Here is a 22,916-nt window from a genome sequence, read left to right as displayed (position 1 = left end):
AGGATGGCCGAGCTGACCATCTCGTCGGACGAGATCCGTGGTGCCCTAGAACGCTACGTCTCCTCCTACACGCCGGAGCTGTCTCGCGAAGAGGTCGGCACCGTGGCGGACGCCGGGGACGGCATCGCCCACGTCGAGGGCCTGCCCTCGGCGATGGCAAACGAACTGCTGGAATTCGAGGACGGCACGCTGGGCGTGGCGTTGAACCTCGACGTACGTGACATCGGTGTGGTCGTCCTGGGCGACTACGCCGGCATCGAGGAGGGTCAGCGCGTCAAGCGCACCGGCCGGGTGCTCTCCGTCCCGGTCGGCGACGCCTTCCTGGGCCGGGTGGTCAGCGCGCTCGGTGAGCCAATCGACGGCCTCGGCGACATCACCAACGACGGCTTCCGCGAGCTGGAGCTGCAGGCGCCGAACGTGATGGCCCGCCAGTCGGTGTCCGAGCCGCTGCAGACCGGTATCAAGGCGATCGACGCGATGACCCCGATCGGTCGCGGCCAGCGGCAGCTGATCATCGGCGACCGCAAGACCGGTAAGACCACCGTCGCGCTGGACACGATCCTCAACCAGCGGGCCAACTGGGAGTCCGGCGACCCGGCCAAGCAGGTGCGCTGCATCTACGTGGCGATCGGGCAGAAGGCTTCCACCATCGCCTCGATCAAGGGCGTGCTGGAGGAGCACGGCGCGATGGAGTACACCACCATCGTCGCCTCGCCCGCCTCCGACCCGGCCGGCTTCAAGTACATCGCCCCGTACACCGGGTCGTCGATCGGCCAGCACTGGATGTACGCCGGCAAGCACGTGCTGATCGTCTTCGACGACCTGAGCAAGCAGGCCGAGGCGTACCGCGCGGTGTCGCTGCTGCTGCGCCGTCCGCCGGGTCGTGAGGCGTACCCGGGTGACGTCTTCTACCTGCACTCCCGGCTGCTGGAGCGGTGCGCGAAGCTCTCCGACGAGCTGGGCGGCGGCTCGCTGACCGGTCTGCCGATCATCGAGACCAAGGCCAACGACATCTCGGCCTTCATCCCGACCAACGTCATCTCGATCACCGACGGGCAGATCTTCCTGGAGACCGACCTGTTCAACCAGGGCCAGCGGCCGGCGATCAACGTCGGCACGTCGGTCTCCCGGGTCGGTGGCGCCGCGCAGGTCAAGCCGATGAGGAAGGTCGCCGGCCGGCTGCGGCTGGACCTGGCCCAGTACCGCGAGCTGGAGGCGTTCTCCGCGCTCGCCTCCGACCTGGACAAGGCGTCGCGCAACCAGCTGGAGCGCGGTGGCCGGCTGGTGGAGCTGCTCAAGCAGCCGAACTACTCGCCGTTCCCGGTGCAGGAGCAGGTCGTCGCGGTCTGGGCCGGCACCGAGGGCAAGCTCGACGACATCCCGGTCGGTGACGTCCGGCGATTTGAGATCGAGTTTCTGGAGTACCTGCGGCACTCGCACAAGGGCACGCTGGACTCGATCGCCGCGCTCAACTGGGACGACGAGATTATCGCGACGCTGTCCGACGCGGTCGAGAAGTTCAAGCAGATGTTCCTGTCCAAGGATCCGGCGCCGATGGTGAACGAGGCACCGGCCGAGGCCCTGGAGGGCGAGCAGGAACGCGAGAGCGTCACCCGGTACGTCGCCGACGCTGACGCCGAGAAGGAATAGGGCGGTTCCGGATGCCAGCGCAGGTTCGGGTACTCCGCCAGCGGATTCGCTCGGCGAAGTCGATGAAGAAGATCACCAAGGCGATGGAGCTCGTCGCGACGAGTCGGGTCGCCAAGGCCCAGGCGCGGGTGGCGGCCTCGCTGCCGTACGCCAACGCGATCACCGGTGTGCTCACCGCGCTGGCCTCCAACGCCTCGGTCGACCATCCGCTGCTGACCGCACGTCCGACGGTGCGCCGGGCCGGCGTGCTGGTGATCACCAGTGACCGGGGCCTGGCCGGCGGCTACAGCACCAACGCGATCAAGACAGCGGAGTCGCTCATCGCGCGGCTGAAGGCCGACGGCAAGGAACCGGTGCTGTACGTGATCGGCCGCAAGGGCGTCTCGTACTACCGGTTCCGTAACCGGCCGATCGAAGCGAGCTGGACCGGCTTCTCCGAGCAGCCCGGCTTCGCCGACGCCCGCGAGGTCGGCCAGACGCTGATCGCGGCGTTCCAGCGCGGCGCGGACGACACCGACGGCGGCGGGGCCGACCAGGTGCTCGGGGTGGACGAGTTGCACATCGTCTCCACCGAGTTCAAGTCGCTGATGACGCAGACCCCGGTGCCCCGGATCCTCGGCCCGATGGAGGTCAAGGACGAGCCTAGGGACGCAGCTGGGGTGCTGCCGGCGTACGAGTTCGAGCCGAACGCCGAGGCGCTGCTCGACGCGTTGCTGCCGAAGTACATCAACACCCGGATCTACGCGGCCCTGGTCGAATCGGCGGCGAGTGAATCGGCGGCCCGGCGGCGGGCGATGAAGAGCGCCACCGACAACGCCGAGGAAATGATCGAGAAGTACACGCGGCTAATGAACTCGGCGCGTCAGGCCGGGATCACTCAGGAGATCAGCGAGATCGTCGGCGGCGCCAACGCGCTCGCGGCGGCGGGAAGTGAAGTGTGATGACTGCCTCTGTAGAAACCCAGGCAACCGGAGCGACCGCATCGGCTACCGGCCGCGTGGTCCGGGTCATCGGCCCGGTCGTCGACGCCGAGTTCCCGCGCGACGCGATGCCCGACATCTTCAACGCCCTGCACGTGGACGTCGCGCTTGCCGGCGGCGAGCGGACCCTGACCCTCGAGGTGGCCCAGCACCTCGGCGACAACGTCATCCGGGCCATCTCGATGCAACCGACCGACGGCATGGTCCGGGGCGCGGAGGTCCGCGACACCGGTGCGCCGATCATGGTGCCGGTCGGTGACGGCGTCAAGGGCCGGGTGTTCAACACCATCGGTGAGTGCCTCAACCTGGCCGAGGGGGAGACGCTGCAGGTGACCGAGCGCCGGTCGATCCACCAGAAGGCGCCGGCGTTCGCCGACCTGGAGCCGAAGACCGAGATGCTGGAGACCGGCATCAAGGTGCTCGACCTGCTCGCCCCGTACGTCAAGGGCGGCAAGATCGGCCTGTTCGGCGGTGCCGGCGTGGGCAAGACGGTGCTCATCCAGGAGATGATCATCCGGGTCGCGAACAACTTCGGTGGTACGTCGGTCTTCGCCGGCGTCGGGGAGCGGACCCGTGAGGGTAACGACCTGATCCACGAGATGACCGAGTCCGGCGTCATCGACAAGACCGCGCTGGTCTACGGCCAGATGGACGAGCCGCCGGGTACCCGGTTGCGGGTCGCGCTCGCCGCGCTGACCATGGCCGAGTACTTCCGGGACGTGCAGAAGCAGGAAGTGCTGCTGTTCATCGACAACATCTTCCGGTTCACCCAGGCCGGTTCCGAGGTCTCCACGCTGCTCGGCCGGATGCCGTCCGCGGTGGGCTACCAGCCCACCCTGGCCGACGAGATGGGCGAGCTGCAGGAGCGGATCACCTCGGTCCGGGGCCAGGCGATCACCTCGATGCAGGCGATCTACGTCCCCGCCGACGACTACACCGACCCGGCGCCGGCCACCACCTTCGCGCACCTGGACGCCACGACCAACCTGGAGCGGTCCATCTCCGACAAGGGCATCTACCCGGCGGTGGACCCGCTGGCGTCCTCGTCGCGGATCCTCGCCCCGGAGTTCGTCGGCCAGGAGCACTACGCGGTGGCCTCCGAGGTGAAGCGGATCCTGCAGAAGTACAAGGACCTGCAGGACATCATCGCCATCCTCGGTATGGAGGAGCTCTCCGAGGAAGACAAGATCACCGTCTCCCGGGCCCGCCGGATCGAGCGGTTTCTGTCGCAGAACACCTACGCGGCCGAGGTCTTCACCGGCATCAAGGGTTCGTACGTGCCGGTGAAGGACACCATCGAAGCCTTCCGCAAGATCAGTGAAGGGGAGTACGACCACTTTCCTGAGCAGGCCTTCTTCATGTGCGGTGGGCTCGACGACCTGGAGCGCAACGCCCAGGAGCTCATGAAGGGCTGACGACGGCGCCAGCCGTCGGCCTGGAGGAAGGGCTGACCCGATCTGCGCCAGACGAGCGCCCCGCCATCGCGGCGGGGCGCTCGTCGCGTTTGCCGGCGACCGGCCGGGGTACCCGACCGGCTCTGCGGCGGACGGGGGTCGAGCATGACGCAGCCGGATCGGACCCGGGCACGCCCAGCGAGGCTGAGCCGTCCGGAACGGCTGGCGCTGCTCGCCGTACTCGTCGGTCTGCTTCTCGCCGGTGGGGCCGTGGTGGTGCTGAGCCGCACCGTCGCCGACCGGTACGCGGCGGCCGTACCCACCGCGAATTTGTTCGGCGACGTCGGCGTCGGTGCCGGTGTGGACACCGGCCCGGACGACCGGCTCACCGGCCCGGTCAACCTCCTGGTGGCCGGCATCGACCGGCCGACCGACCAGCCGGAGAAGGTGCCCCGGGCCGACACCGTGCTCCTGGTGCACGTGCCGAGTGGGTTGTCCCGGGCGTACCTGATCTCGTTGCCCCGGGACCTGCTGGTGGACGTCCCGGCGTTCGGTGTCAGCGGCCACCCGGGCGGCGTCGACCGGATCAACTCCGCGATGGCGTACGGCAGCAGGGTGCCCGGTGCCGAGCACCCGGACCCGGTGACCGGCTTCCAACTGCTCGCGGCGACGGTCTCGGCCCGCACCGGGATCGACCGGTTCGACGCCGGTGTGATCGTCAACTTCGCCGGCCTGGAACGCCTGGTCGACGCGGTCGGCGGGGTACGGATGACCATCGACGCCGATGTGCGCTCGGCGCACCGCCAACCGGACGGCCGGCCGCGGCCGGGCAATCCCGACGGCCCCGGGTACGTCGGTCCGCAGGCCGAGTACAAGCAGGGGGAGCAGCGGCTCAACGGCTGGCAGGCGCTGGACTACGTCCGGCAGCGGGAGAGCCTGCCGGACGGCGACTACGGCCGGCAGCGGCACCAACGGCAACTCGTCCGGGCGTTGGCCGAGCAGGTGATCACCCGGGATCTGATCACCGAGCCGGGCCGGCTGACCGCGGTGCTGGAGGCCGCTGGCGAGGCGGTGGTGGTCGGCACCCGGGGCCGGTCGCTGGTCGACTTCGCGTTGGCGCTGCGCCGACTGCGTGCCGACGACATCGTCATGCTGGGCCTGCCGGGCGTTGCCGTCACCGACCCGGGCGGCGGGTACCAGGGGGAGCGGTTCACCGACGACGCCGACGAATGCCTCGCCGCGTTGCGGGCCGGCACTCTCGACCAGTTCGTGTTGACCCGTCCTGAACTGGTCAATCGCGAAAAGTAACGGGTGGCCCGGCGGGCACCCGGCTGGGAGTCCGCGCATCGCCCCGATTAAACTCGGGTGGTCCTCGCCATCAAAGGAGTCCGCGTTGGCCAAGCAACTGCACGTCGAACTCGTCGCCGTCGAGGAGATGGTCTGGTCCGGTGAGGCAGAGATGGTGATCGCCCGCACCACCGAGGGTGAGCTCGGCGTACTGCCCGGCCACGCGCCGATGCTCGGCCAGCTCGCCGAGCCCGGCCAGGTACGGATCACGCTGCCGGGGCGGGAGCAGCTCGCCTACGACGTCGCCGGCGGGTTCCTCTCGGTGACCACCAACGGAGTGACGATTCTCGCGGAGGAAGCCACTCCGGCCGCCCCCGCCACCGCATCCGGACACTGAGCGGGCTGCGTCGATGTCGACCATCCAATGGTTCGGGATCGGCGTACTGATCCTGCTCGCCGCGATCCTGGTGCTGTTCGTCCGGCGGGCGCTGGTCGTCCGGGTGCGCGGCACCATCAAGTTGAGCTTCCGGGTCTCCACCATGGTCGACGGCCGTGGCTGGTCGTCCGGATTCGGCCGGTTCGCCGGTGATGAGCTGCGTTGGTACCGGATGTTCAGTTTCGCGCTGCGACCCAAACGTGTGCTGTCCCGGCACGGCCTGGCCGTGGAGAGCCGGCGCAGCCCGCGTGGGCAGGAGCGGCTCGCGTTGCCGCACGACTGGGTGATCCTGCGGTGCACCAGCCACCACGCGCCGGTCGAGATCGCCATGGCGGAGTCGACGGTCACCGGCTTCAGCTCCTGGCTCGAGGCCAGCCTGCCGGGCGGGAGCTCGCGCAGCCTCGCCGCCTGACATCCAAAGGAGTATCCGGCTCTATCCGTCGGCGACGACTTCCACCTCGTAGCCGTACCGGTCGGCCAGGTACCCGGCGTAGGTGTCCGGCCCGCCCGCGTACGGATGCCGGTCGGCGAACAGCAGTGACCACCCGTGAGCCGGCGCCGCCGCGACCAACTCGTCCACCCGCTGTCTCGGCCCGGCGTGGAACGCGACGTGGTTCAGCCCCGGCGCGCACCGGTCGTGTCGCCGGTTGCTGAGCGTCGGGGACTCCTCCAACACCAGATACGTCGCGCCGTACCGCCAGGATCGGCCGGCCGGCCAGCGCTGGTACGGCTGCCAGCCAAGTTCACCCAGCAGCCAGGACCAGCCCGGTTCAGCCCCGGACAGATCGGGTATCCAGAGCTCTACGTGGTGCAGCCCGGCCATCTGCTGATCCGCGATCTTGTCGGAATCAGCGTCCGCCGCCCGGTTTCCACAGCACGTCGCCGTCCGGGTTTGCGGTTCTGGACAAGATGAACAGCAGATCCGAGAGACGATTGAGATACTTTGCCGGAAGAGCACTAGTTCGTTCCGGTTCGTGGGTTATCAGCGCCCATGCCGAACGCTCGGCCCGCCGGGCGACGGTACGGGCCACGTGCAGCAGCGCGGCACCGGGGGTACCGCCTGGCAGGACGAAGGAGTCAAGCTTGGCCAGCCGTGAGTTGTGCTCGTCGCACCACCCCTCCAGCCGGGTGACGTACGCCTCGGTTACCCGCAGCGGCGGGTACGCCGGCTCCGGCTCGACCGGGGTGGCCAGGTCGGCGCCGACATCGAACAGGTCGTTCTGGATCTGCCCGAGCATTCCGCGCAGCGTTTCGTCGAGATCGCCGAGGGCGACGGCGGCACCGAGCGCGGCATTGCACTCGTCGACGTCGGCGTACGCGCAGATGCGCAGGTCGGTCTTGGCGACCTGTTCGTTGTTGCTCAACCTGGTCGTGCCGGTGTCCCCGGCCTTGGTGTAGATGCGGGTGAGGTGGACGGCCATGAGCGACAGGGTACGGATTCTCAGCCGCGCCGGCAGCGCCACCGTCGAGCCAGCTCTGCCGCCGGCCGCGTCCGGAGACGTCATCCGGGTCGGCGGCGGTAGTCGGCTCGCCGGGACGGTGCCGGTAGAGGGCGCGAAGAACTCGGCGTTGAAACTGATGGCGGCGGCGTTGCTGGCACCGGGCCGGACGGTGATCGGCAACGTGCCGCGGATCACCGACATCGCCATCATGGCCGACGTGCTGCGCGGACTCGGCTGCGAAGTCACCATGAGCGGGTCCGACCCGCTGTCGGTTGCCGGACCGTCGTTGGTCGCCGGCTCGCGGTCGGCTGCCGGCTCGCCGCGCGCCGACACCGTGGTCATCGACGTGCCGCCGGCACCCAGCTGTCAGCCCGACGTCGATCTGGTCCGCCGGCTGCGGGCGTCGATCTGCGTACTCGGTCCGCTGCTGGCCCGGTGCGGACGCGTCACCGTCGCCCAACCGGGCGGCGACGCGATCGGCTCGCGCGGGCTCGACATGCACGTGGCCGGCCTGGCCCGGATGGGTGCCGAGATCTCCGCCGCCGACGGACTGGTCGTCGCCTCGGCCGCGCGGGGCCTGCACGGAGCGACGGTCTGGCTGGACTTCCCGAGCGTCGGCGCCACCGAGAACCTGGTGATGGCGGCGGTGCTGGCCGACGGGATCACCGAGATCGACAACGCGGCCCGCGAGCCGGAGATCGTCGACATCTGCGCGATGCTCACCGAGATGGGCGCCCAGATTGACGGCGCCGGCACCGCCACCCTGCGGATCGAGGGCGTGCCGGAGCTGCGGCCGGTCCGCCACTGCACCATCGGCGACCGGATCGTCGCCGGCACCTGGGCGTTCGCCGCCGCGATGACCCGCGGCGACGTCACGGTACGCGGCGTCGACCCGTCGTTCCTGGCTGTCGCCCTCGACAAGGTGGCGGCCTCCGGGGCCACCGTCGACACCACCGGCGACGGTTTCCGGGTACGGATGGAACGTCGGCCGAGGGCGGTGGACGTGGTCACCCTGCCGTTCCCCGGCTTCGCCACCGACCTGCTGCCGATGGCGATCGGCCTGGCCTCGGTCAGCGAGGGCGCGTCACTGGTCACCGAGAACATCTTCGACGGCCGGTTCCAGTTCGTCGACGAACTGCTGCGGCTGGGCGCGGACATCAGGACCGACGGCCATCACGCGGTGGTACGTGGCCGGGAACGGCTGGTCGGCGGCCGGGTCCGGGCGACCGACATCCGGGCCGGAGCCGGGCTGGTGATCGCCGGGCTCTGCGCCGAAGGGGTCACCGAGATCGCCGACGTGCACCACATCGACCGGGGCTACCCGAACTACGTGGCCGACCTGTGCTCGCTCGGCGTCCAGGTGCAGCGGCTGTCCGGGGCACCGGCCGGCTGACTGCTGGGTGTGCCGTACGGCCAGCGGCCGACCGCCCCTACCGGGTTAGCGATCGTTCAGGTGCGCCGGATAAGCTGCCAGCTGGCACATCCGGTCGAGGCGCGTGGACGAGGAGATGCAGAGATGGCAGGTCAGCTGGCAGTGATCGGCGCGGGGTTGATGGGCTCGGGCATCGCCCAGGTTGCCGCCCAGGCGGGCTGGCAGGTCATCCTGCGCGACCTGGACGACGCGGCGACCTCCCGGGGCGTCGCCGGCATCCGCCGGTCGCTGGACAAGTTCGCTGGCAAGGGCGCGATCAGCGCCGACGATGTCGAGTCGACGATGGGCCGGATCACCACCACTACCGAGCTGGAGGCAGCGGCCGACGCTGATGTCGTCGTCGAGGCCGTCTTCGAGCGCATCGAGATCAAGCACGAGGTGTTCCGGGCACTCGACAAGATCTGCAAGGCGGACGCCGTGCTGGCCACCAACACGTCGGCGATCCCGGTGACCCAGATCGCCGCAGTCACCGAACGCCCCGAATCGGTGGTCGGTACCCACTTCTTCTCCCCGGTGCCGATGATGAAGCTGTGCGAGCTGGTCCGCGGCTACAAGACCTCGGATGCGACCCTGGCCACCGCGAAGGCGTTCGCCGAGGAGATCGGCAAGACCTGCGTAGTGGTCAACCGGGACATCGCCGGCTTCGTCACCACCCGGCTGATCGCCGCGCTGGTCGTCGAGGCGGTCAAGCTCGTCGAGTCCGGTGTGGTCTCCGCCGAGGATCTCGACACCGCCTGCAAGCTCGGCTTCGGTCACGCGATGGGGCCGCTGGCCACCACCGACCTGACCGGGGCGGACGTGCTGCTGCACGCGGCGAAGAACATCTACGCCGACACCGCGGACGAGAAGTTCTTCCCGCCGGAGCTGCTGCAGCGCATGGTCACCGCGGGCGACCTGGGCAGGAAGACCGGCCAGGGCTTCTACAGCCACTGACATCGCCACCGGACCGAGGTTCGTGGCGAGAAGAGTAGTCATCATGTCGCTCTCTGACCTAGAGACCCTCGACCTGTTGTCCACGCCCAGCGCGCTGGAGGAGATCCGGCGTGCCGAGGCAGACCTCGCCGCCGGCCACGGCATCGACGCGGACGAACTGCTGTGCCAGCTTGCTGCCCGCGCGGAGCGCGAACAGCAGCGAGCGACGAGGCATACCGACTTTCCGTAGTGCACGCTGCCCGGCGAGCCCTGACAGAGGGGCTGCCTGTCGGCTCGCCACTGGCCGTTGCGGCGGCCGTCGACGAGTTCCTCACCGGCCTGCTGCTGGAGCGGCCTCATCCGGTCGGCAAGCCGTTGACCCGCGAGCTGACCGGTGTCGGCCGGTCGGTTCGAGGCGGCCGGCGGTGAAGGTGTAGTGCGCGTACGGGCCGTGCCGGTCACCGCAGGCCCGCAACCGGCGCCGCTGATGTTCCGCCGACAGGAGCCGGTCTGCCGGGTGCGGGTACCAGATCGCCACGCCGTCGCAGTGCCCGACCACGTCGACGATGCCGTGCCGGACGGCGTACTCCAGCTCGGCGGCGAAGAACCGGTGCATCGTCAGGTACCGCAACGCGTGGTCGTTGATCAGCCAGGACACCACCGGGTCCAGTACGCACGCCTGTGCCAACAACTCGGCCAGGGGTTCGACGTCGGCGGCCGTGGCGGCCCGTACGGTCAGCGCCGGACCGCCACTGCTGCCGACGACTGGCGTCGACCCGGTCACCGGCGTGCGCCGCCCTGGTAGACGCCGTGCCGAGTGGGCGTTGCGTGCGTGGACTGCCAGCGGCGCAGCGCGTCCTTGATCCGGTCGTTCTGCTCCCAGGTGCGTTCGAGTTCGGCGTACACGATGCCAAGATCGTGAGCGACGCGGTCGAGGAACGCGGCGACCTCGCCGGGGTCGAGGCCGCGGCCGCCGCCGCGCCGGGGGACCGTCGGGAAGCGGTGGCTGCGGACCTGCCAGGGCCGGACCGGTCGGTACGCCGACCCGCGCTGATTGTGGCCGGCCGGGGTGCCGGGTGCCCGGTAGACGCCGGTGGCGCTGCCGGCGGGCCAGCTGGCCGGTGGTGTGGCGGCCATGGTGCGTCGTTGCCGGCGGACCTGCCACCGTCGCCACAGTTCACGCATCTCGTCTTCCTTCCCATTGCTCGCTGCTGCCGCTGGTGTTGCTGCTGGTTCCGCTCATCCGGGTGTCGTTGGTGGGTGGACGGGGGTGGCCCTGCCGCTTGCCGATGCCGGCAGGCCACCCCACCCCGATCGCCGCAGCCCTCCTTGGCGGTACGGCGACCAGAGCGAACCTTGGTGGCCGGGACGCCCAACGGCGTGACTCGCTGACCGGCCCGGACCGTTGTCACTCACCTGCTCATCTCTGTTCCCAACAGCCTCACTTATCACTTCGACAGTGTCAAGTCGGTAAGTGCTGAAGTAGTAACACCTTGCCGACCTACGTTCAGGTTGTGAAGCTCGTCGCCCTGGCAGACATCGCCACGATGCTCGGCGGCGTGTCGAGGACGAGGGCCGTGGAGATCGTTCGCCGGCCGGGCTTCCCCGAGCCGATCGACGTGGTGGGCAACGGCCGGATGCGCATTTGGAGCCGCGACGAGGTGGCGGCCTGGATCGCGGCCAACCGGCCGAGCCAACGCGAGGACTGACCTCGCCGGGGTCGAGGCCGCGGCCGCCGCCGGCGCCGCAGTTCACGCATCTCCTCTTCCTCCCCATTGCTTGCTGCTGCCGCTGGTGCTGCTGCGGTACGGCGACCAGGGCGAACCTTCGGGGCCGGGACGCCCAACGGCGTGACTCGCTGACCGCCCCGACCGGAGGTGACCGCCCCAAGAGCCATCCGGGAGCGTTCGCCATCAACCTACAATCGCCACCGGTTGTAGGCCAACGAGCAACGTGCAACTGGTTGAGGTTGGAGGTAGAAGCGTGATCAAATGGGCATGCCATCCGGGGAGTGTGTATGCCCAAGCAGCAGTACCAAGTTCTTGCCGACGAGCTACGAGCGAAGATTGAGTCTGGCGAGTGGCCACCGGGCACAAAGCTGCCCAGCCGCTCACAGCTCTGCCGCGAGTACGACGTCTCGGACACCGTCGTCGGCAAGGCGATGATGATCCTCCGTGCCACCGGGCTGACCGAGACCCTCGAAGGAGTCGGCGTGTTCGTGGCCGAACCAAAGTGACTGCGTGTCGGCGTTGGGCGGACAGGGGTGGCTCGGGCGGCCGTAGTTCATGATCAGGTGAGGCCTACGCACGCTAAAAAGCGAAAATAACGTGCGTAGGCCTCACCTCGATAGCGTTCGGCAGGGCGCGGATGATCATCCGCGTCAGCCGGCGGTGTGTCGGTGGCCAGTTCGGTCTTCGCTGGTGGCCAGTTGGCGGGGATATTTCTGGCCGTGGATGACTATGACTACTCAGAGCCGCCCCTGCCCGTGCACCGGCCGCCGCGCTATAACGACGTGGTGGAAACAAAGCCGACCCTTGTCGTCATCAGCGGACCACCAGGGGCCGGCAAGACGACGCTTGCCCACCTGCTCGCCCGGCGGATCGGCTGCCCGGCGATCTGCCGCGACGAGATCAAGGAGGGCATGGTCCACACTGCCGGCGGCATCATCGCCGCACCGAGCAACGAGCTGACCCTTCGGACCCTGCCCACCTTCTTCAACGTGCTGCGACTGCTGCTGACCGCTGGGGTCACCACGGTCGCCGAGGCGGCTTTCCAGGACCGCCTGTGGCGCCCCGGCCTGCAGCCATTGATCGGAATCGCCGACATCCGGGTGGTGCACTGCCGGGTCGCCGCGCAGACGGCCTTCGGCCGCGTCCAGCGACGGCAGAACGAGAACGCAACCCGGCGCGCCCACGCCGATACGTCCCTCGGTGACCATCAGACCTTTGCCGTCGGCCACCACGGCTTCCAGCCCGTCCGACTCGACGTACCCGAGATCGAAGTGGACGCCAGCGACGGCTACCGTCCTGGGCTCGACGAGATCGTCGCTTTCGTAAACGCCGGACGGTGAGCCGACCGGTCGACACCTTGCATTGTGGTCCTCGACCACGGCCAGGTGTCGGCGGTCGTGCCACCTCGCCGGGTTGGGGTGCCGGTTGAGCGTGATGCCGCAGGTACATCAAGATGCACCTGCGGCATCACGTCTTCGGCGCGCACCTTGGTGCCCCTGGCAGTCAGCCGTCGCGTTTGGTGGTCCAGCGGAACGTGGTCAGGCAGAGCACCAGGCCGATGACGCACCAGATGGCCAGCACCAGCGCGACCATGCCCAGCTCGAACGAGCCGCCCGGCTCCTGGGTGCCGAAGGACTCCGGCAGGAAGACCGAGCGCAGCCCCTGGCACATCCACTTGAGCGGGAAGAGCGCGGCGATCTGCTGCATCCAGCCGGGCAGCGAGGTGAAGACGAAGAAGACGCCGGAGGTGAACTGCAGCACCAGAGACACCGGGGTGGCCACTGCCGAGGCGCTGCGACCGCTGCGCGCCAGCGACGAGAACGCGATGCCGCACAGCGTGCAGGCGGTGATGCCGAGCACCGACACCCAGCCCAGGGTGAACCACTTGACCGCCGTGTCCGGAAGTTGCAGGTCGAACAGCAGGGTCGCCACGGCCAGCAGGAGCACCGTTTCGGCGAACCCGATCACCGCGACCATGATGACCTTGCCGGCGAAGTAGACCCATTTCGGCATCGGGGTGCCGCGCAGCCGCTTGAGTACACCCCGGTCCCGCTCGATCGGGATCTGGATGGCCAGGCTCTGGAACCCGACGGTCATCAGCCCGGTGGCGATCATGCCGGTGATGAAGTACTGGGTGAACCGGACACCGTCGGTGATCTCGCCGGTGAAGATCGACGCGAAGATCAGGATCATGATGACCGGGAAGGCCATCGTGAACACGACCGACTCGCGGCTGCGCATGAACTGCCGGATCTCCAACCGGCCCTGACGCAGCCCGAGCCGCGCCGGCCCGATCCGAGGCACGGACGACGAGGTGCCGGGGGTGCCGGCCGTCGGCGAGGTCACAGCGCCGGCGGTGCCGCCGGTGGTCGCGTTCACTTGTGTCCAATCATCCGCAGGTAGACGTCTTCCAGGGTGGGCCGGGTGACGGTCAGGCCGGGCACCTCGCCGTCGAAGCGCGCGGCCAGCTCGGCGACCAGCTTCGTCGGCGTCGCGCTCTCCTCGCGGTGCGCCGTTCCGTCGGCGGTACGCCAGGCGACGGTGGCCAGGGCGTCCCGCCGACCACCCAGCTCGGCCGGGGGTGCCACCTCGACGAGCCGGCCGGCGGCGATCACCCCGACCCGGTCGGCGAGGGCTTCGGCCTCGTCCAGGTAGTGGGTGGTCAGCAGGATGGTGGTGCCGGCACCGGCGAGTGACCGGATCAGCTCCCAGAACTCACGGCGGGCCTCCGGGTCGAAGCCGGTGGTCGGCTCGTCGAGGAAGAGCAGCTCCGGTCGGCCGACGATGCCGAGCGCCACGTCGAGGCGACGCTTCTGCCCGCCGGACAGGGTGTGGGTGCGGGCGCGGGCCTTGCCGGCCAGGCCGACCCGGTCGATCACCGCCGCCGGGTCGTCCGGTGTCGGGTAGAAGGCGGCGAAGTGGCCGACCACCTCGGCGACGGTCAACTCGTCGAACTCGCCGGTGCCCTGCAGCACGATGCCGATCCGGGAGCGCCACTGCGGCGTACCAGGGTCGGGGTCGACGCCGAGCACCCGGACCTCGCCGGCGTCGCGGCGGCGGTAGCCCTCCAGGATCTCGACGGTGGTGGTCTTGCCAGCGCCGTTCGGGCCGAGCAGAGCGAACACCTCGCCGCGCCGCACGGTCAGGTCGACCCCGTCCACCGCCGGTGTCCCGGCGTACATCTTGCGCAGCCCGCGTACCTCGATGGCCGGCGCGTCCGCCGCCTTGTCGCTCATGGCGTCAACTATCGCCCCTGCCGTGCGGGGGAAGGCGTCCGGGTGTCGTGGTGGTGACGGACACCGCTGGCGGGCTGGACCGGGCTGGTTCGCCGGTGCTACGGTTCATTACACGAGTAATGAACCAGTGAACCAGAGGTGCTCCCGTGTTCGATGATCGAAGTCCGATCTATCAGCAGATAGCCGACAAGATCAAAAACGACATCCTGAGCGGGGCGCTGCAGGAGGGCGAGCAGGTCATGTCCACCAACCAGTACGCCAGCTACTACCGGATCAACCCCGCCACCGCCGCCAAGGGCTTCCACCAGCTGATCGACGAGGGCGTGCTGTTCAAGAAGCGCGGGATCGGCATGTTCGTCAGCCCCAACGCCCGCGAGACGCTGCGCGGCCAGCGCCGCGACCGGTTCTTCACCGAGGTCGTCGACCCGATGGTCACCGAGGCCCGGATCATCGGCATCCCGTTGGCCGAGGTCGTCGCCCGTATTCAACATGCAGCAGAAGGGGAACACCAGTGACCGGCCTGGGGATCGAGACCCGCAATCTCACCGTCCGCTACGGCGACACGCTTGCCGTCGACTCGCTCGACCTCACTCTCGCCCCGGGCAAGATCTACGGACTGCTCGGCCGCAACGGCTCCGGCAAGACCAGCCTGCTCGCCGTACTGGCCGCTTTCCGGGCCGCCACCAGCGGCTCGGTGCGCATCGGCGGCGCCGATCCGTTCGAGAACGCGGCGATCATGTCGCAGATCGCCTTCGTCCGGGACAAGGTCGATGCCCAGGACACCGATCGGGTCGGCTGCATCCTGGACCTCGCCGCGACGCTGCGTCCGAACTGGGACTCCGACTACGCCGCCCGCCTGGTCGAGCGGTTCGACCTGCCGATGCGTAAGCGGCTCAACGGGCTGAGCCGGGGCATGAAGTCGGCGCTCAGCGTCACCCTCGGGCTGGCCGCCCGGGCGCCGCTGACCATCTTCGACGAGGCCTACCTCGGCCTCGACGCGCCCAGCCGGTACGCCTTCTATGCGGAAGTGCTCAACGACTACCTCGCCCACCCGCGCACCATTGTGCTCTCCACGCACCTGATCGAGGAGGTCGGGTCGCTGTTCGAGGAGGTGGTGGTGCTGCACCGGGGCCGGCTGGTCGCCCACGAGGAGACCGAGACGCTGCGGGCCCGGGGGACCGCGGTGACCGGCCCGGCCGCCGCCGTCGACGCGTTCGTCACCGGACGCACCGTGCTCGGCAGCCAGCAGCTCGGCGGCACCCGGTCCACCACAGTTTTCGGTGCCATCGACGACGGCGACCGGGCCGCCGCCCGCGCCGCCGGCCTGGAGCTCGGCCCGATCGGGCTGCAGGACCTGTTCGTACACCTCACGGCGGACACAGCGGACAACAAGGAGATGCGGCGATGAACGCCATCACCTGCAGAATCACCCGTACCTTGCTGCGCCGGTCGCTGCCGCTGGCCGGGTGGTACTGGACGATCATCTACCTGGTCTGGGCCGTGGTCATCGGCCTGATCGCCCGGTTCGGCACGGTCGAGACGAGCATGTGGCAGAGCATGGGGCTGCAGGCACCGCGCTGGTTCACCTTCGTCTTCGGCATCATCGCCGTCGGCACCTACCTGCCGATGTTCGTCGCCCACGGGGTCACCCGGCGGGACGCGCTGATCGGCTCCTGGGGCTTCCTCGTGCCGTACGCCCTCGGCTTCTCCACCCTGACGACGCTCGGCTTCGGCCTCGAATACCTGACCCTCGACGTCTTCGGTCTGCTCGACGGGCTCACCGAGCCGTACCTGGTCGGTTCGGTAGGCGACGCCGCCGCGATCTGGCTGGAGTACAGCCTGGTCAACCTGGGCTACATGGCGGCCGGGGTACTGACCGCGATCGTCTACCACCTGCTCGATCCCTGGTGGGGGACATTGCTGCTGCCAGTGGTGCTGCTGCCGGCGTTCGTCGTCGAGATCGGCTTCCGTACCGAATGGACCGGGTTCGGCCTCGCCCGGATGCTCGGCCTTGACGACGAGGCACACGCTGGCACCGGAACGGCGATCGCGCTGCTGACCCTGCTGGTCGCCGGTGCCGTCACCTGGCTGCTGGTTCGCCGGCTGCCACTGAAGAAGATCTCCGGCTGAGGAGAGCTGAGGAGCGACGCCATGTCCGTCATCGAGATCGAGCATCTGCACAAGCGGTACGGCGACCTGGTCGCAGTGGACGACGTGTCGTTCACCGTCGATGAGGGGGAGATCTTCGGGATCCTCGGCCGTAACGGTGCCGGCAAGACCACCACTGTGGAGTGCGCGCTCGGGCTGCGCCGGCCGGACCGGGGCACCGTACGGGTGCTCGGCCTGGACCCGCGGCGCGATGGCGCGCGGCTGCGCCAGCAACTCGGCGCGCAGCTGCAGGAGAGCCAGCTGCCGGAGCGGATCAAGGTGTGGGAGGCACTGGAGCTCTACAGCTCCTACTACCGCCAGCCGGCCGACTGGCGGGAACTGCTCGACCTGCTCGGCCTGTCCGCCCGGCACGACGCCCGCTTCGGCCAGCTCTCCGGCGGGCAGAAGCAGCGCCTGTCCGTCGCCCTGGCCCTGGTCGGCGACCCGAAGGTGGCGTTCCTCGACGAACTGACCACCGGGCTGGACCCGGCGGCCCGCCGGGACACCTGGGGACTTGTCGAATCGGTCCGCAACCGGGGCGTCACCCTGGTGCTGGTCACGCATCTGATGGAGGAGGCGGAGCGGCTCTGCGACCGGGTCGCGGTGATCGACGCCGGCCGGGTGGTCGCCCTCGACACCCCGGCCGGGCTGGCCGCCAGCGTCGACAGCGGGCAGCTGATCCGGTTCGTCCCGGACCGGCCGCTCGACCTCGCCCTGCTGACCGAGCTGCCGCAGGTCACCGCCGCGACCCTCGACGGTCGTGAGGTCGTCGTCGACGGCGGTGCGGAGCTGTTCTTCGCCGTCGCGGCGGCGCTGTCCCGGCACGGCGTCACGCCGCGCGAGCTGCGCCTGCAGCAGGCCACATCGGACGAAGCCTTTCTCACCCTCACCGGAGGCGACCGATGACCGCGCTGCGCCGGCTCACCGTGATGGAGGCCAAACTGTTCCTGCGGGACCCGGCGATGATCGTGATGGCGCTGGCCTTCCCGATGCTGCTGATCGTCGTCCTGGGTGTGGCGATGCCGGGCTTCCGTACCCCCGTTGCGGAGCTCGCCGGCCTGCGTCCGATCGACATCTACCTGCCGGTGGTGGTCGCGCTGGCGGTCGCCGGCGTCGCGATCAACTCCCTGCCGACGACCATGGCTGGGTACCGGGAACGCGGGGTGCTGCGCCGGATGGCCACCACCCCGGTACGCCCGGCGAAGCTGCTCGGCGCCCAGCTGCTGGTCTCGGTGGCCGCCACGACGCTCGCGGTCGGTCTGGCCGTCGCCGCAGCGGCGGTCGCGTTCCAGGTGCCGCTGCCCGAGCACCCGGTGAGCTTCCTCGGCGTGTTCCTGCTCGGCGGGGCGGCCACCTTCACGGTCGGGTTGCTGATCGCGGCGCTGGCGTCGACCGGACGGGCGGCGAACGGCATCGGCATGCTGGTCTACTTCCCGATGCTGTTCTTCGCCGGGGTGTGGACCCCTGGGCCGATGATGCCCGAGACGATCCGCCGGCTGAGCGACCTCACCCCGCTCGGCGCGCTGAGTCAGGCCTTGCAGGCCAGCTGGGCCGGGCATGCGGTCCGTCCGCTGCACCTGCTGGTGATGGTCGGCTACCTGGCGGTGGTCGGTGCCCTGGCGGCCCGCTTGTTCCGCTGGCGGTGATGCGATGCGATGCGCGGCGCGGGGGTGTCCGGTCAGACCCGGTATCCGGCGGCCCGGGCCGCCCGCCGCTCCCGGCGGCGCTGCCGGGCCCGGCGGATCAGCAGCGGCCCGCCGATCAGCAGCGCCACCAGGAAGACCAGCACCAGGACGGGCAGCAGGATCGCGACGACCGACATCACCACGCTGGTCGCGTCCTCGGCAGTGCTCGCTACCGGCGCGCCGATCCCGGCGGTGGCGGTGTTGATCACCGGTCGGGCGGTCGCCTTGAGTAGATGTATGCCGAGCGCGATCAGCACACCGACCAGCACCGGAACCCACTGGTCCGAGGAGAAGAACTCCCCGGGGTCGCTGACCGTCACTGTTTCCGACGCCGACCCCGCGCCGAACGCCAGCCCGCCGGCGGTCGGCCGGACGACCGTCTGCACCACGTCGTTGACGTGGTCGACGACCGGCACCTTGTCGGCGACGACCTCGACAACCAGCAGGACGGCGAGGATGCCCAGCACCCATTCGTCGGACATCCACTGCCAGCCGTCCGGCACCGTGATCAGGCTGGTGTAGCGGGCGAGCACGCCGACGGTCAGCAGCGGGATGTAGGCGTTGAGCCCTGCGGATGCGGCCAGCCCGGTCCCGGTCAGCAGTTCGAACACGTCACCAGGATCGCACCGCCGCGCCAGCCCTGCGCGGTACGCGGGCACCGCTGGCGCTACCCTCGTCGGGTGCGGCTGGTGATTGCTCGATGCTCGGTGGACTACGTCGGTCGGCTCTCGGCACATCTGCCGCCGGCCACCCGGCTGTTGATGGTCAAAGCGGACGGATCGGTCTCGATTCACGCCGACGACCGGGCGTACAAGCCGCTGAACTGGATGAGCCCGCCATGCCGGCTGGAGGAGACGCCGGGTATGTGGCGGGTGGTCAACAAGACCGGCGAGGAACTGCGGATCACCCTGGAGGAAATTCTTCAGGAGTTGTCGTACGACCTGGGTGTCGACCCTGGCCTGCGCAAGGACGGGGTGGAGGCGCATCTCCAGGAACTGCTCGCCGCCAACCCGACCACCTTCGGTGACGATTTCACCCTGGTGCGGCGGGAGTACATGACCGCGATCGGCCCGGTGGACCTGCTCTGTCGCGACGGTGCGGCGAGCGTCGCGGTCGAGGTGAAGCGGCGGGGCGAAATTGACGGTGTCGAGCAGCTGACCCGCTACCTCGAACTGCTCAACCGGGATCCGCTGCTGGCGCCGGTGACCGGCATCTTCGCCGCGCAGGAGATCAAACCGCAGGCCCGGGTGCTTGCCGAGGACCGTGGTATCCGGTGCGTGGTGGTCGACTACGACAAGCTGCGCGGCATCGAACGGGACGAACTCACCCTCTTCTGAGCGGCATCGATCTTTGACCAGCTCCCACGCACCGATTTTGGAGTCCGCCGATGGGTGTGCGCAACCAGCAACGTCGAGCCGCGAAGAAGAAGGCCAGGGAGCAGCGGCAACGCCAACGGGCGCAGGCCGCCGGCGCGGCCTACCCCGACGGGTTCGGCTTGTACCGGCCACCGACCGAGGCGCAGCGGGTCGACGAGCTGCTGCGTCGGGCGGCCCGGATGGCGACAGCCGACCGACCGGACGACCTCGACGAGTGCGTGGCCGCGCTGGTCGCAGCCGACGACCGGCTGGTGGACCAGGCGGTGGACGAGGCGTTGCGGCAGGTGGCCGCCGGGCTGTGGGGCCACGGCTGGATGCCGGCCGACGTGCTGCGGGTGACCGGCCGCGAGCTCGGCAAGCGGGCGGTGAGCCTAATCGCCGGGTACGTCGCGGCCCAGCTGCGCGGGTACGCGCCGGCGACGGTCGCCGACCGTTGGCACCGCCAGCTGCGTGATCTCGACCTCGACGTGTGGGGTGCTGCTCCGCCCGACCACCGGCTGACCGCCTGGGCGGCCGGAGCCAAGCTGGACCGGTCCGCTGCCGTGCTGCTCGCGGTGCGGGTGGCCGGGCTGCTGATCGGCCTGCCGAGACTGGAGCTGGTGGCCCCCCTGCCCGGCACGGTCCGCCCCGGCGACGACGGGCCGCAGCGCCAGCGGCCGACCGCTGCGGCCCCGTCCGCGACCGAGGACGTGGACGAGCGGCAGCTCGGCCGAATCCGGGCGTTGCTGGCCAAGGCCGAGTCGACCGAATTCGCGGAGGAGGCCGAAGCGCTGTCGGCCAAGGCCCAGGAGCTGATGACCCGGCACCGCATCGACCACGCGCTGCTCGCCGCGCAGCAGACCGGGGCCGGCGGGCCACAGGCCGACCCGGTGGCCGTACGGATCGGCCTGGAGGCACCGTACGAGCAGGCGAAGGCGTTGCTGCTGCAGCAGGTCGCCGAGGCGAACGGCTGCCGGTCGGTGTGGTCCAACAATCTCGGCTTCGCCACCGTCGTCGGGTTCGCCTCCGACTGCGAGTCGGTTGAGTTGCTGCACACCTCGCTGCTGGTACAGGCCACCGCAGCGATGCTGCGCAACGGCCCGCAGCGTGGCCGGGGCGGGCAGTCGACCACCCGGTCGTTCCGCCAGTCCTTCCTGGAGGCGTACGCGGTGCGGATCGGGCAGCGGTTGCGTACCGCCGCCGACGACGTCGGCCGGGAGGCGGCCGCGCGAACCGGCACCGCGCTGGTGCCGGTGCTGGCGGCCCGCGACGAGCAGGTGGACCGGGCGACCGAGCGGCTCTTCCCGACGGTGACCAGCCGGTCGATCGGCGGCCACAACCGGGCCGGGTGGATCGCCGGCACCACCGCCGCCGACCAGGCCAGCCTCGGCGCCCATCAGCCGATCGCCGGCTGACCCGAGATCAGTCGCGGCCGTACCGCAGTTTGATCACCTTGACGATGCGGGCCACGTCGGTCGCGGTCCGCTCGAAGGTCATCGTCGGCAGCAGCGACGGTGCCCGGCGGCGGGTGATCGCCTTCGGTCGGGAGAACTCCCGCAGTCCGTCTTCACCGTGCACCCGGCCAAAACCCGATTCGCCGGTCCCGCCGAACGGCAGCTCACTGAACCCGACGAAGGTGAGCACCGAGTTGATCGACACCATTCCGCTGCGGATCCGGCGGGCGACGGCGATCCCCCGCCGCTTGCTGAAGACCGCGCCGCCCAGGCCGTACCTGGTGTCGTTGGCCGCCGCGATCGCCTCGTCGATGGTCTCGACCCGGTTGATCGTGACGGTCGGTCCGAAGGTCTCCTCCCGGACGGCGGTACAGTCGGGCGGTACGTCGACCAGCACGGTCGGATGCACGTACGGTGGCTGTACCGCTGCGGCACCGCCGAGCACCGCCCGACCACCGGCGGCCAGCGCGTCCTTGATGTGCCGTCGGACGATGTCGAGCTGTCCGGGCATGGTGATCGGCCCGACCTGGTCATCTGGTCCACTGCCGACGGTCAGCCGGCCGGCCCGGTCCACCACCGCGTCGACGAACGCGTCGTACACCGGGGCCATGGCGTACACCCGCTCGATGCCGATGCAGCTCTGCCCGGCGTTGGTCATCGCACCCCAGACGCAGGCCTCTGCCGCCGCGTCGATGTCGGCGTCGTCGTCGACGATCATCGCGTCCTTGCCGCCGGCCTCGATCACCACCGGGGTGAGCGTCTCGGCGCAGGCGGCCATGACCAGGCGGCCGGTACGCGACGAGCCGGTGAACGACAGCTTGTCCACTCCGGACCGGCACAACGCATCTCCGACGTCGCCGAGGCCGTGTACCGCCGTCAGAACCGACCTCGCTCCGACCGCCTCGGTAAGGGTGTCAGCCAGCCACTGCCCGGTCGCCGGCGTGTACTCGCTCGGCTTGAACACCACCGTGTTGCCGGCGGCCAGCGCGTACGCTATCGGGCCGATTGGGATGAGGACCGGGTAGTTCCACGGGCCGATCACGCCGACCACGCCGAGTGGCTGGTACTCCAGGTGTCCGGCGAACTCGGCGGTGACCAGCCGGGTACGAGTCCGCCGGACACCCAGCACCCGTTTCGCGTTCTGCGCAGCCCAGTCGATGTGTTCGATGGCGGCGGCTACCTCGACGATCGCCTCCGCCATCGGTTTGCCGCATTCCCGGTTGATCAGGTCGGCGAGTTCGGTGATCCGGGTGGCGAGCAGCGAGCGCCAGCGCAGCAGCTGGCGGCGGCGTTGCGCCTGGCCGATCCCGATCCAGTGGCCGGTGGCGGTCCGGGCTGCGGCCACCGCCGCCGCGACCTGATCGCGGTCGGCGATCGGGACCCGGCCTACGGGCGCTCCGGTCGCCGGGTGGGAGGAGAGAAGATGCTTGCCGTCGATCACCGGTCGGCCTGGGATCCGTACCGCTGTCACCGTGGCCTCCTTCACCAGCCGTGGTTGCTGCGCCGGCCGTGGTTGCTGCGCCGGCCCCGGATCGGGCTGGTCGGCCGCTTCGCAGTATTGTCCGAGGTTAGCCGTGAAGGGTACTCGCGGATAGCGGGACTTCGATTCTTGGCGATGTAATGACAGCCTTGGCCAGCTGGCGCCAGGGCGGGTGTCCGGTTGTCGCGGACCACCGTCGAACCGGTGGCGCGGACCTGACCCGGCCGGCGACCAACACCGGACAACGGACCATGTTCCGATCCGGCGGGAGCTGGCAGGCTGCAACGGGCGGCGC

27 protein-coding genes are annotated in these 22,916 nt (G+C 69.7%); 19 read left to right on the top strand and 8 right to left on the bottom strand.

The window, feature by feature from the left end; genetic code table 11:
• The first annotated feature begins 3 nt into the window (after window positions 1-3).
• The 6 genes from atpA to ACFHW1_RS05585 all read left to right on the top strand — a co-directional run bounded on the left by atpA (window position 4) and on the right by ACFHW1_RS05585 (window position 6,159).
• Window positions 4-1,650: a F0F1 ATP synthase subunit alpha gene (atpA, locus tag ACFHW1_RS05610; protein ID WP_416556123.1), complete on the top strand. Its 1,647-nt coding sequence runs from the start codon at window positions 4-6 to the stop codon at window positions 1,648-1,650.
• A gap of 11 nt (window positions 1,651-1,661) precedes the next feature.
• Window positions 1,662-2,591: a F0F1 ATP synthase subunit gamma gene (locus tag ACFHW1_RS05605; protein WP_416556124.1), complete on the top strand. Its 930-nt coding sequence runs from the start codon at window positions 1,662-1,664 to the stop codon at window positions 2,589-2,591.
• The gene (gene atpD / locus ACFHW1_RS05600) at window positions 2,591-4,045 is read left to right on the top strand and encodes a F0F1 ATP synthase subunit beta (RefSeq protein WP_416556125.1); all 1,455 of its coding nucleotides are present in this window, start codon (window positions 2,591-2,593) and stop codon (window positions 4,043-4,045) included. The genes ACFHW1_RS05605 and atpD overlap by 1 nt, the downstream gene beginning before the upstream one ends.
• 144 nt (window positions 4,046-4,189) lie before the next feature.
• Window positions 4,190-5,332, top strand: a complete 1,143-nt coding sequence (locus ACFHW1_RS05595) for an LCP family protein (RefSeq protein WP_416590308.1) — start codon at window positions 4,190-4,192, stop codon at window positions 5,330-5,332.
• A gap of 85 nt (window positions 5,333-5,417) precedes the next feature.
• Window positions 5,418-5,708 carry a F0F1 ATP synthase subunit epsilon gene (locus tag ACFHW1_RS05590; protein ID WP_123603387.1) on the top strand — a complete coding sequence of 97 codons (291 nt, stop codon included), beginning with the start codon at window positions 5,418-5,420 and terminating at the stop codon, window positions 5,706-5,708.
• Between the two features lie 13 nt (window positions 5,709-5,721).
• Window positions 5,722-6,159, top strand: coding sequence for a DUF2550 domain-containing protein (locus ACFHW1_RS05585; protein WP_278171179.1), 438 nt, complete (start codon window positions 5,722-5,724; stop codon window positions 6,157-6,159).
• Between the two features lie 21 nt (window positions 6,160-6,180).
• Here ACFHW1_RS05585 and ACFHW1_RS05580 read toward each other — a convergent pair whose 3' ends face one another.
• Complete coding sequence (locus tag ACFHW1_RS05580; protein WP_416556127.1) at window positions 6,181-6,570, bottom strand: VOC family protein; 390 nt, start codon at window positions 6,568-6,570, stop codon at window positions 6,181-6,183.
• A 25-nt stretch (window positions 6,571-6,595) separates the two neighbouring features.
• Complete coding sequence (locus ACFHW1_RS05575) at window positions 6,596-7,168, bottom strand: cob(I)yrinic acid a,c-diamide adenosyltransferase (protein WP_416567794.1); 573 nt, start codon at window positions 7,166-7,168, stop codon at window positions 6,596-6,598.
• Between ACFHW1_RS05575 and murA the strand changes: the two genes are divergently transcribed.
• The 3 genes from murA to ACFHW1_RS05560 all read left to right on the top strand — a co-directional run bounded on the left by murA (window position 7,167) and on the right by ACFHW1_RS05560 (window position 9,783).
• Window positions 7,167-8,582 carry a UDP-N-acetylglucosamine 1-carboxyvinyltransferase gene (gene murA, locus ACFHW1_RS05570; RefSeq protein WP_416556129.1) on the top strand — a complete coding sequence of 472 codons (1,416 nt, stop codon included), beginning with the start codon at window positions 7,167-7,169 and terminating at the stop codon, window positions 8,580-8,582. The genes ACFHW1_RS05575 and murA overlap by 2 nt on opposite strands.
• A 123-nt stretch (window positions 8,583-8,705) precedes the next feature.
• The gene (locus tag ACFHW1_RS05565) at window positions 8,706-9,554 is read left to right on the top strand and encodes a 3-hydroxyacyl-CoA dehydrogenase family protein (RefSeq protein ID WP_416556130.1); all 849 of its coding nucleotides are present in this window, start codon (window positions 8,706-8,708) and stop codon (window positions 9,552-9,554) included.
• A 43-nt stretch (window positions 9,555-9,597) separates the two neighbouring features.
• Window positions 9,598-9,783 (top strand): hypothetical protein, encoded by a 186-nt coding sequence (locus tag ACFHW1_RS05560; RefSeq protein ID WP_416556131.1) that lies wholly within the window; start codon window positions 9,598-9,600, stop codon window positions 9,781-9,783.
• Window positions 9,784-9,864: 81 nt separating this feature from the next.
• Here ACFHW1_RS05560 and ACFHW1_RS05555 read toward each other — a convergent pair whose 3' ends face one another.
• Both ACFHW1_RS05555 and ACFHW1_RS05550 read right to left on the bottom strand, forming a co-directional pair.
• Window positions 9,865-10,317, bottom strand: a complete 453-nt coding sequence (locus ACFHW1_RS05555) for a hypothetical protein (RefSeq protein WP_416556132.1) — start codon at window positions 10,315-10,317, stop codon at window positions 9,865-9,867.
• Complete coding sequence (locus ACFHW1_RS05550) at window positions 10,314-10,718, bottom strand: DivIVA domain-containing protein (protein WP_416556133.1); 405 nt, start codon at window positions 10,716-10,718, stop codon at window positions 10,314-10,316. The genes ACFHW1_RS05555 and ACFHW1_RS05550 overlap by 4 nt, the downstream gene beginning before the upstream one ends.
• Before the next feature lie 329 nt (window positions 10,719-11,047).
• On the opposite strand from ACFHW1_RS05550, the gene ACFHW1_RS05545 reads away from it, so the two are divergent.
• From ACFHW1_RS05545 to ACFHW1_RS05535, 3 genes are all read left to right on the top strand, one after another.
• Complete coding sequence (locus tag ACFHW1_RS05545) at window positions 11,048-11,242, top strand: helix-turn-helix transcriptional regulator (RefSeq protein ID WP_278171167.1); 195 nt, start codon at window positions 11,048-11,050, stop codon at window positions 11,240-11,242.
• 308 nt (window positions 11,243-11,550) lie between these two features.
• Complete coding sequence (locus ACFHW1_RS05540) at window positions 11,551-11,769, top strand: winged helix-turn-helix domain-containing protein (RefSeq protein ID WP_281551357.1); 219 nt, start codon at window positions 11,551-11,553, stop codon at window positions 11,767-11,769.
• Between the two features lie 279 nt (window positions 11,770-12,048).
• Window positions 12,049-12,603 (top strand): AAA family ATPase, encoded by a 555-nt coding sequence (locus ACFHW1_RS05535; RefSeq protein WP_416556134.1) that lies wholly within the window; start codon window positions 12,049-12,051, stop codon window positions 12,601-12,603.
• A gap of 163 nt (window positions 12,604-12,766) precedes the next feature.
• Here ACFHW1_RS05535 and ACFHW1_RS05530 read toward each other — a convergent pair whose 3' ends face one another.
• Window positions 12,767-13,567: an ABC transporter permease gene (locus ACFHW1_RS05530; RefSeq protein ID WP_416556195.1), complete on the bottom strand. Its 801-nt coding sequence runs from the start codon at window positions 13,565-13,567 to the stop codon at window positions 12,767-12,769.
• A gap of 71 nt (window positions 13,568-13,638) precedes the next feature.
• Window positions 13,639-14,499 (bottom strand): ABC transporter ATP-binding protein, encoded by an 861-nt coding sequence (locus tag ACFHW1_RS05525; RefSeq protein WP_282232093.1) that lies wholly within the window; start codon window positions 14,497-14,499, stop codon window positions 13,639-13,641.
• A gap of 146 nt (window positions 14,500-14,645) precedes the next feature.
• On the opposite strand from ACFHW1_RS05525, the gene ACFHW1_RS05520 reads away from it, so the two are divergent.
• The 5 genes from ACFHW1_RS05520 to ACFHW1_RS05500 are packed head-to-tail and all read left to right on the top strand — an operon-like array spanning window position 14,646 to window position 18,293.
• Window positions 14,646-15,014, top strand: a complete 369-nt coding sequence (locus tag ACFHW1_RS05520) for a GntR family transcriptional regulator (RefSeq protein WP_416556136.1) — start codon at window positions 14,646-14,648, stop codon at window positions 15,012-15,014.
• Complete coding sequence (locus ACFHW1_RS05515) at window positions 15,011-15,907, top strand: ATP-binding cassette domain-containing protein (RefSeq protein WP_416556137.1); 897 nt, start codon at window positions 15,011-15,013, stop codon at window positions 15,905-15,907. Before ACFHW1_RS05520 ends, ACFHW1_RS05515 begins: the two co-directional genes overlap by 4 nt.
• Window positions 15,904-16,629, top strand: coding sequence for a hypothetical protein (locus tag ACFHW1_RS05510; RefSeq protein WP_416556138.1), 726 nt, complete (start codon window positions 15,904-15,906; stop codon window positions 16,627-16,629). The genes ACFHW1_RS05515 and ACFHW1_RS05510 overlap by 4 nt, the downstream gene beginning before the upstream one ends.
• A gap of 21 nt (window positions 16,630-16,650) precedes the next feature.
• A complete protein-coding gene (locus ACFHW1_RS05505) occupies window positions 16,651-17,553 on the top strand; it encodes an ABC transporter ATP-binding protein (protein WP_416556139.1) in 903 nt (300 codons plus the stop codon).
• On the top strand, window positions 17,550-18,293 hold the full coding sequence (locus ACFHW1_RS05500) for an ABC transporter permease (RefSeq protein ID WP_416567791.1): 744 nt from the start codon (window positions 17,550-17,552) through the stop codon (window positions 18,291-18,293). The genes ACFHW1_RS05505 and ACFHW1_RS05500 overlap by 4 nt, the downstream gene beginning before the upstream one ends.
• A 32-nt stretch (window positions 18,294-18,325) precedes the next feature.
• On the opposite strand, the gene ACFHW1_RS05495 is transcribed toward ACFHW1_RS05500, so the two are convergent.
• Window positions 18,326-18,943, bottom strand: a complete 618-nt coding sequence (locus ACFHW1_RS05495) for a DUF4126 domain-containing protein (protein ID WP_416556141.1) — start codon at window positions 18,941-18,943, stop codon at window positions 18,326-18,328.
• A gap of 69 nt (window positions 18,944-19,012) precedes the next feature.
• On the opposite strand from ACFHW1_RS05495, the gene nucS reads away from it, so the two are divergent.
• The gene (gene nucS, locus ACFHW1_RS05490) at window positions 19,013-19,669 is read left to right on the top strand and encodes an endonuclease NucS (RefSeq protein WP_416556142.1); all 657 of its coding nucleotides are present in this window, start codon (window positions 19,013-19,015) and stop codon (window positions 19,667-19,669) included.
• A gap of 50 nt (window positions 19,670-19,719) precedes the next feature.
• Entirely contained in the window at window positions 19,720-21,102 is a 1,383-nt protein-coding gene (locus tag ACFHW1_RS05485) for a DUF2786 domain-containing protein (RefSeq protein ID WP_416556143.1), read from the top strand.
• 7 nt (window positions 21,103-21,109) lie between these two features.
• Here the strand turns inward: ACFHW1_RS05485 and ACFHW1_RS05480 are convergent, their stop codons facing one another.
• Window positions 21,110-22,612 (bottom strand): aldehyde dehydrogenase family protein, encoded by a 1,503-nt coding sequence (locus ACFHW1_RS05480; RefSeq protein WP_416556144.1) that lies wholly within the window; start codon window positions 22,610-22,612, stop codon window positions 21,110-21,112.
• Between the last annotated feature and the right edge of the window lie 304 nt (window positions 22,613-22,916).

Source organism: Micromonospora sp. LOL_014, from assembly GCF_048060245.1.
Lineage (GTDB): Bacteria > Actinomycetota > Actinomycetes > Mycobacteriales > Micromonosporaceae > Micromonospora_E.
The sequence above is the reverse complement of the archived record's forward strand: the minus strand, read 5'-3'. Positions and strand labels throughout refer to the sequence as shown.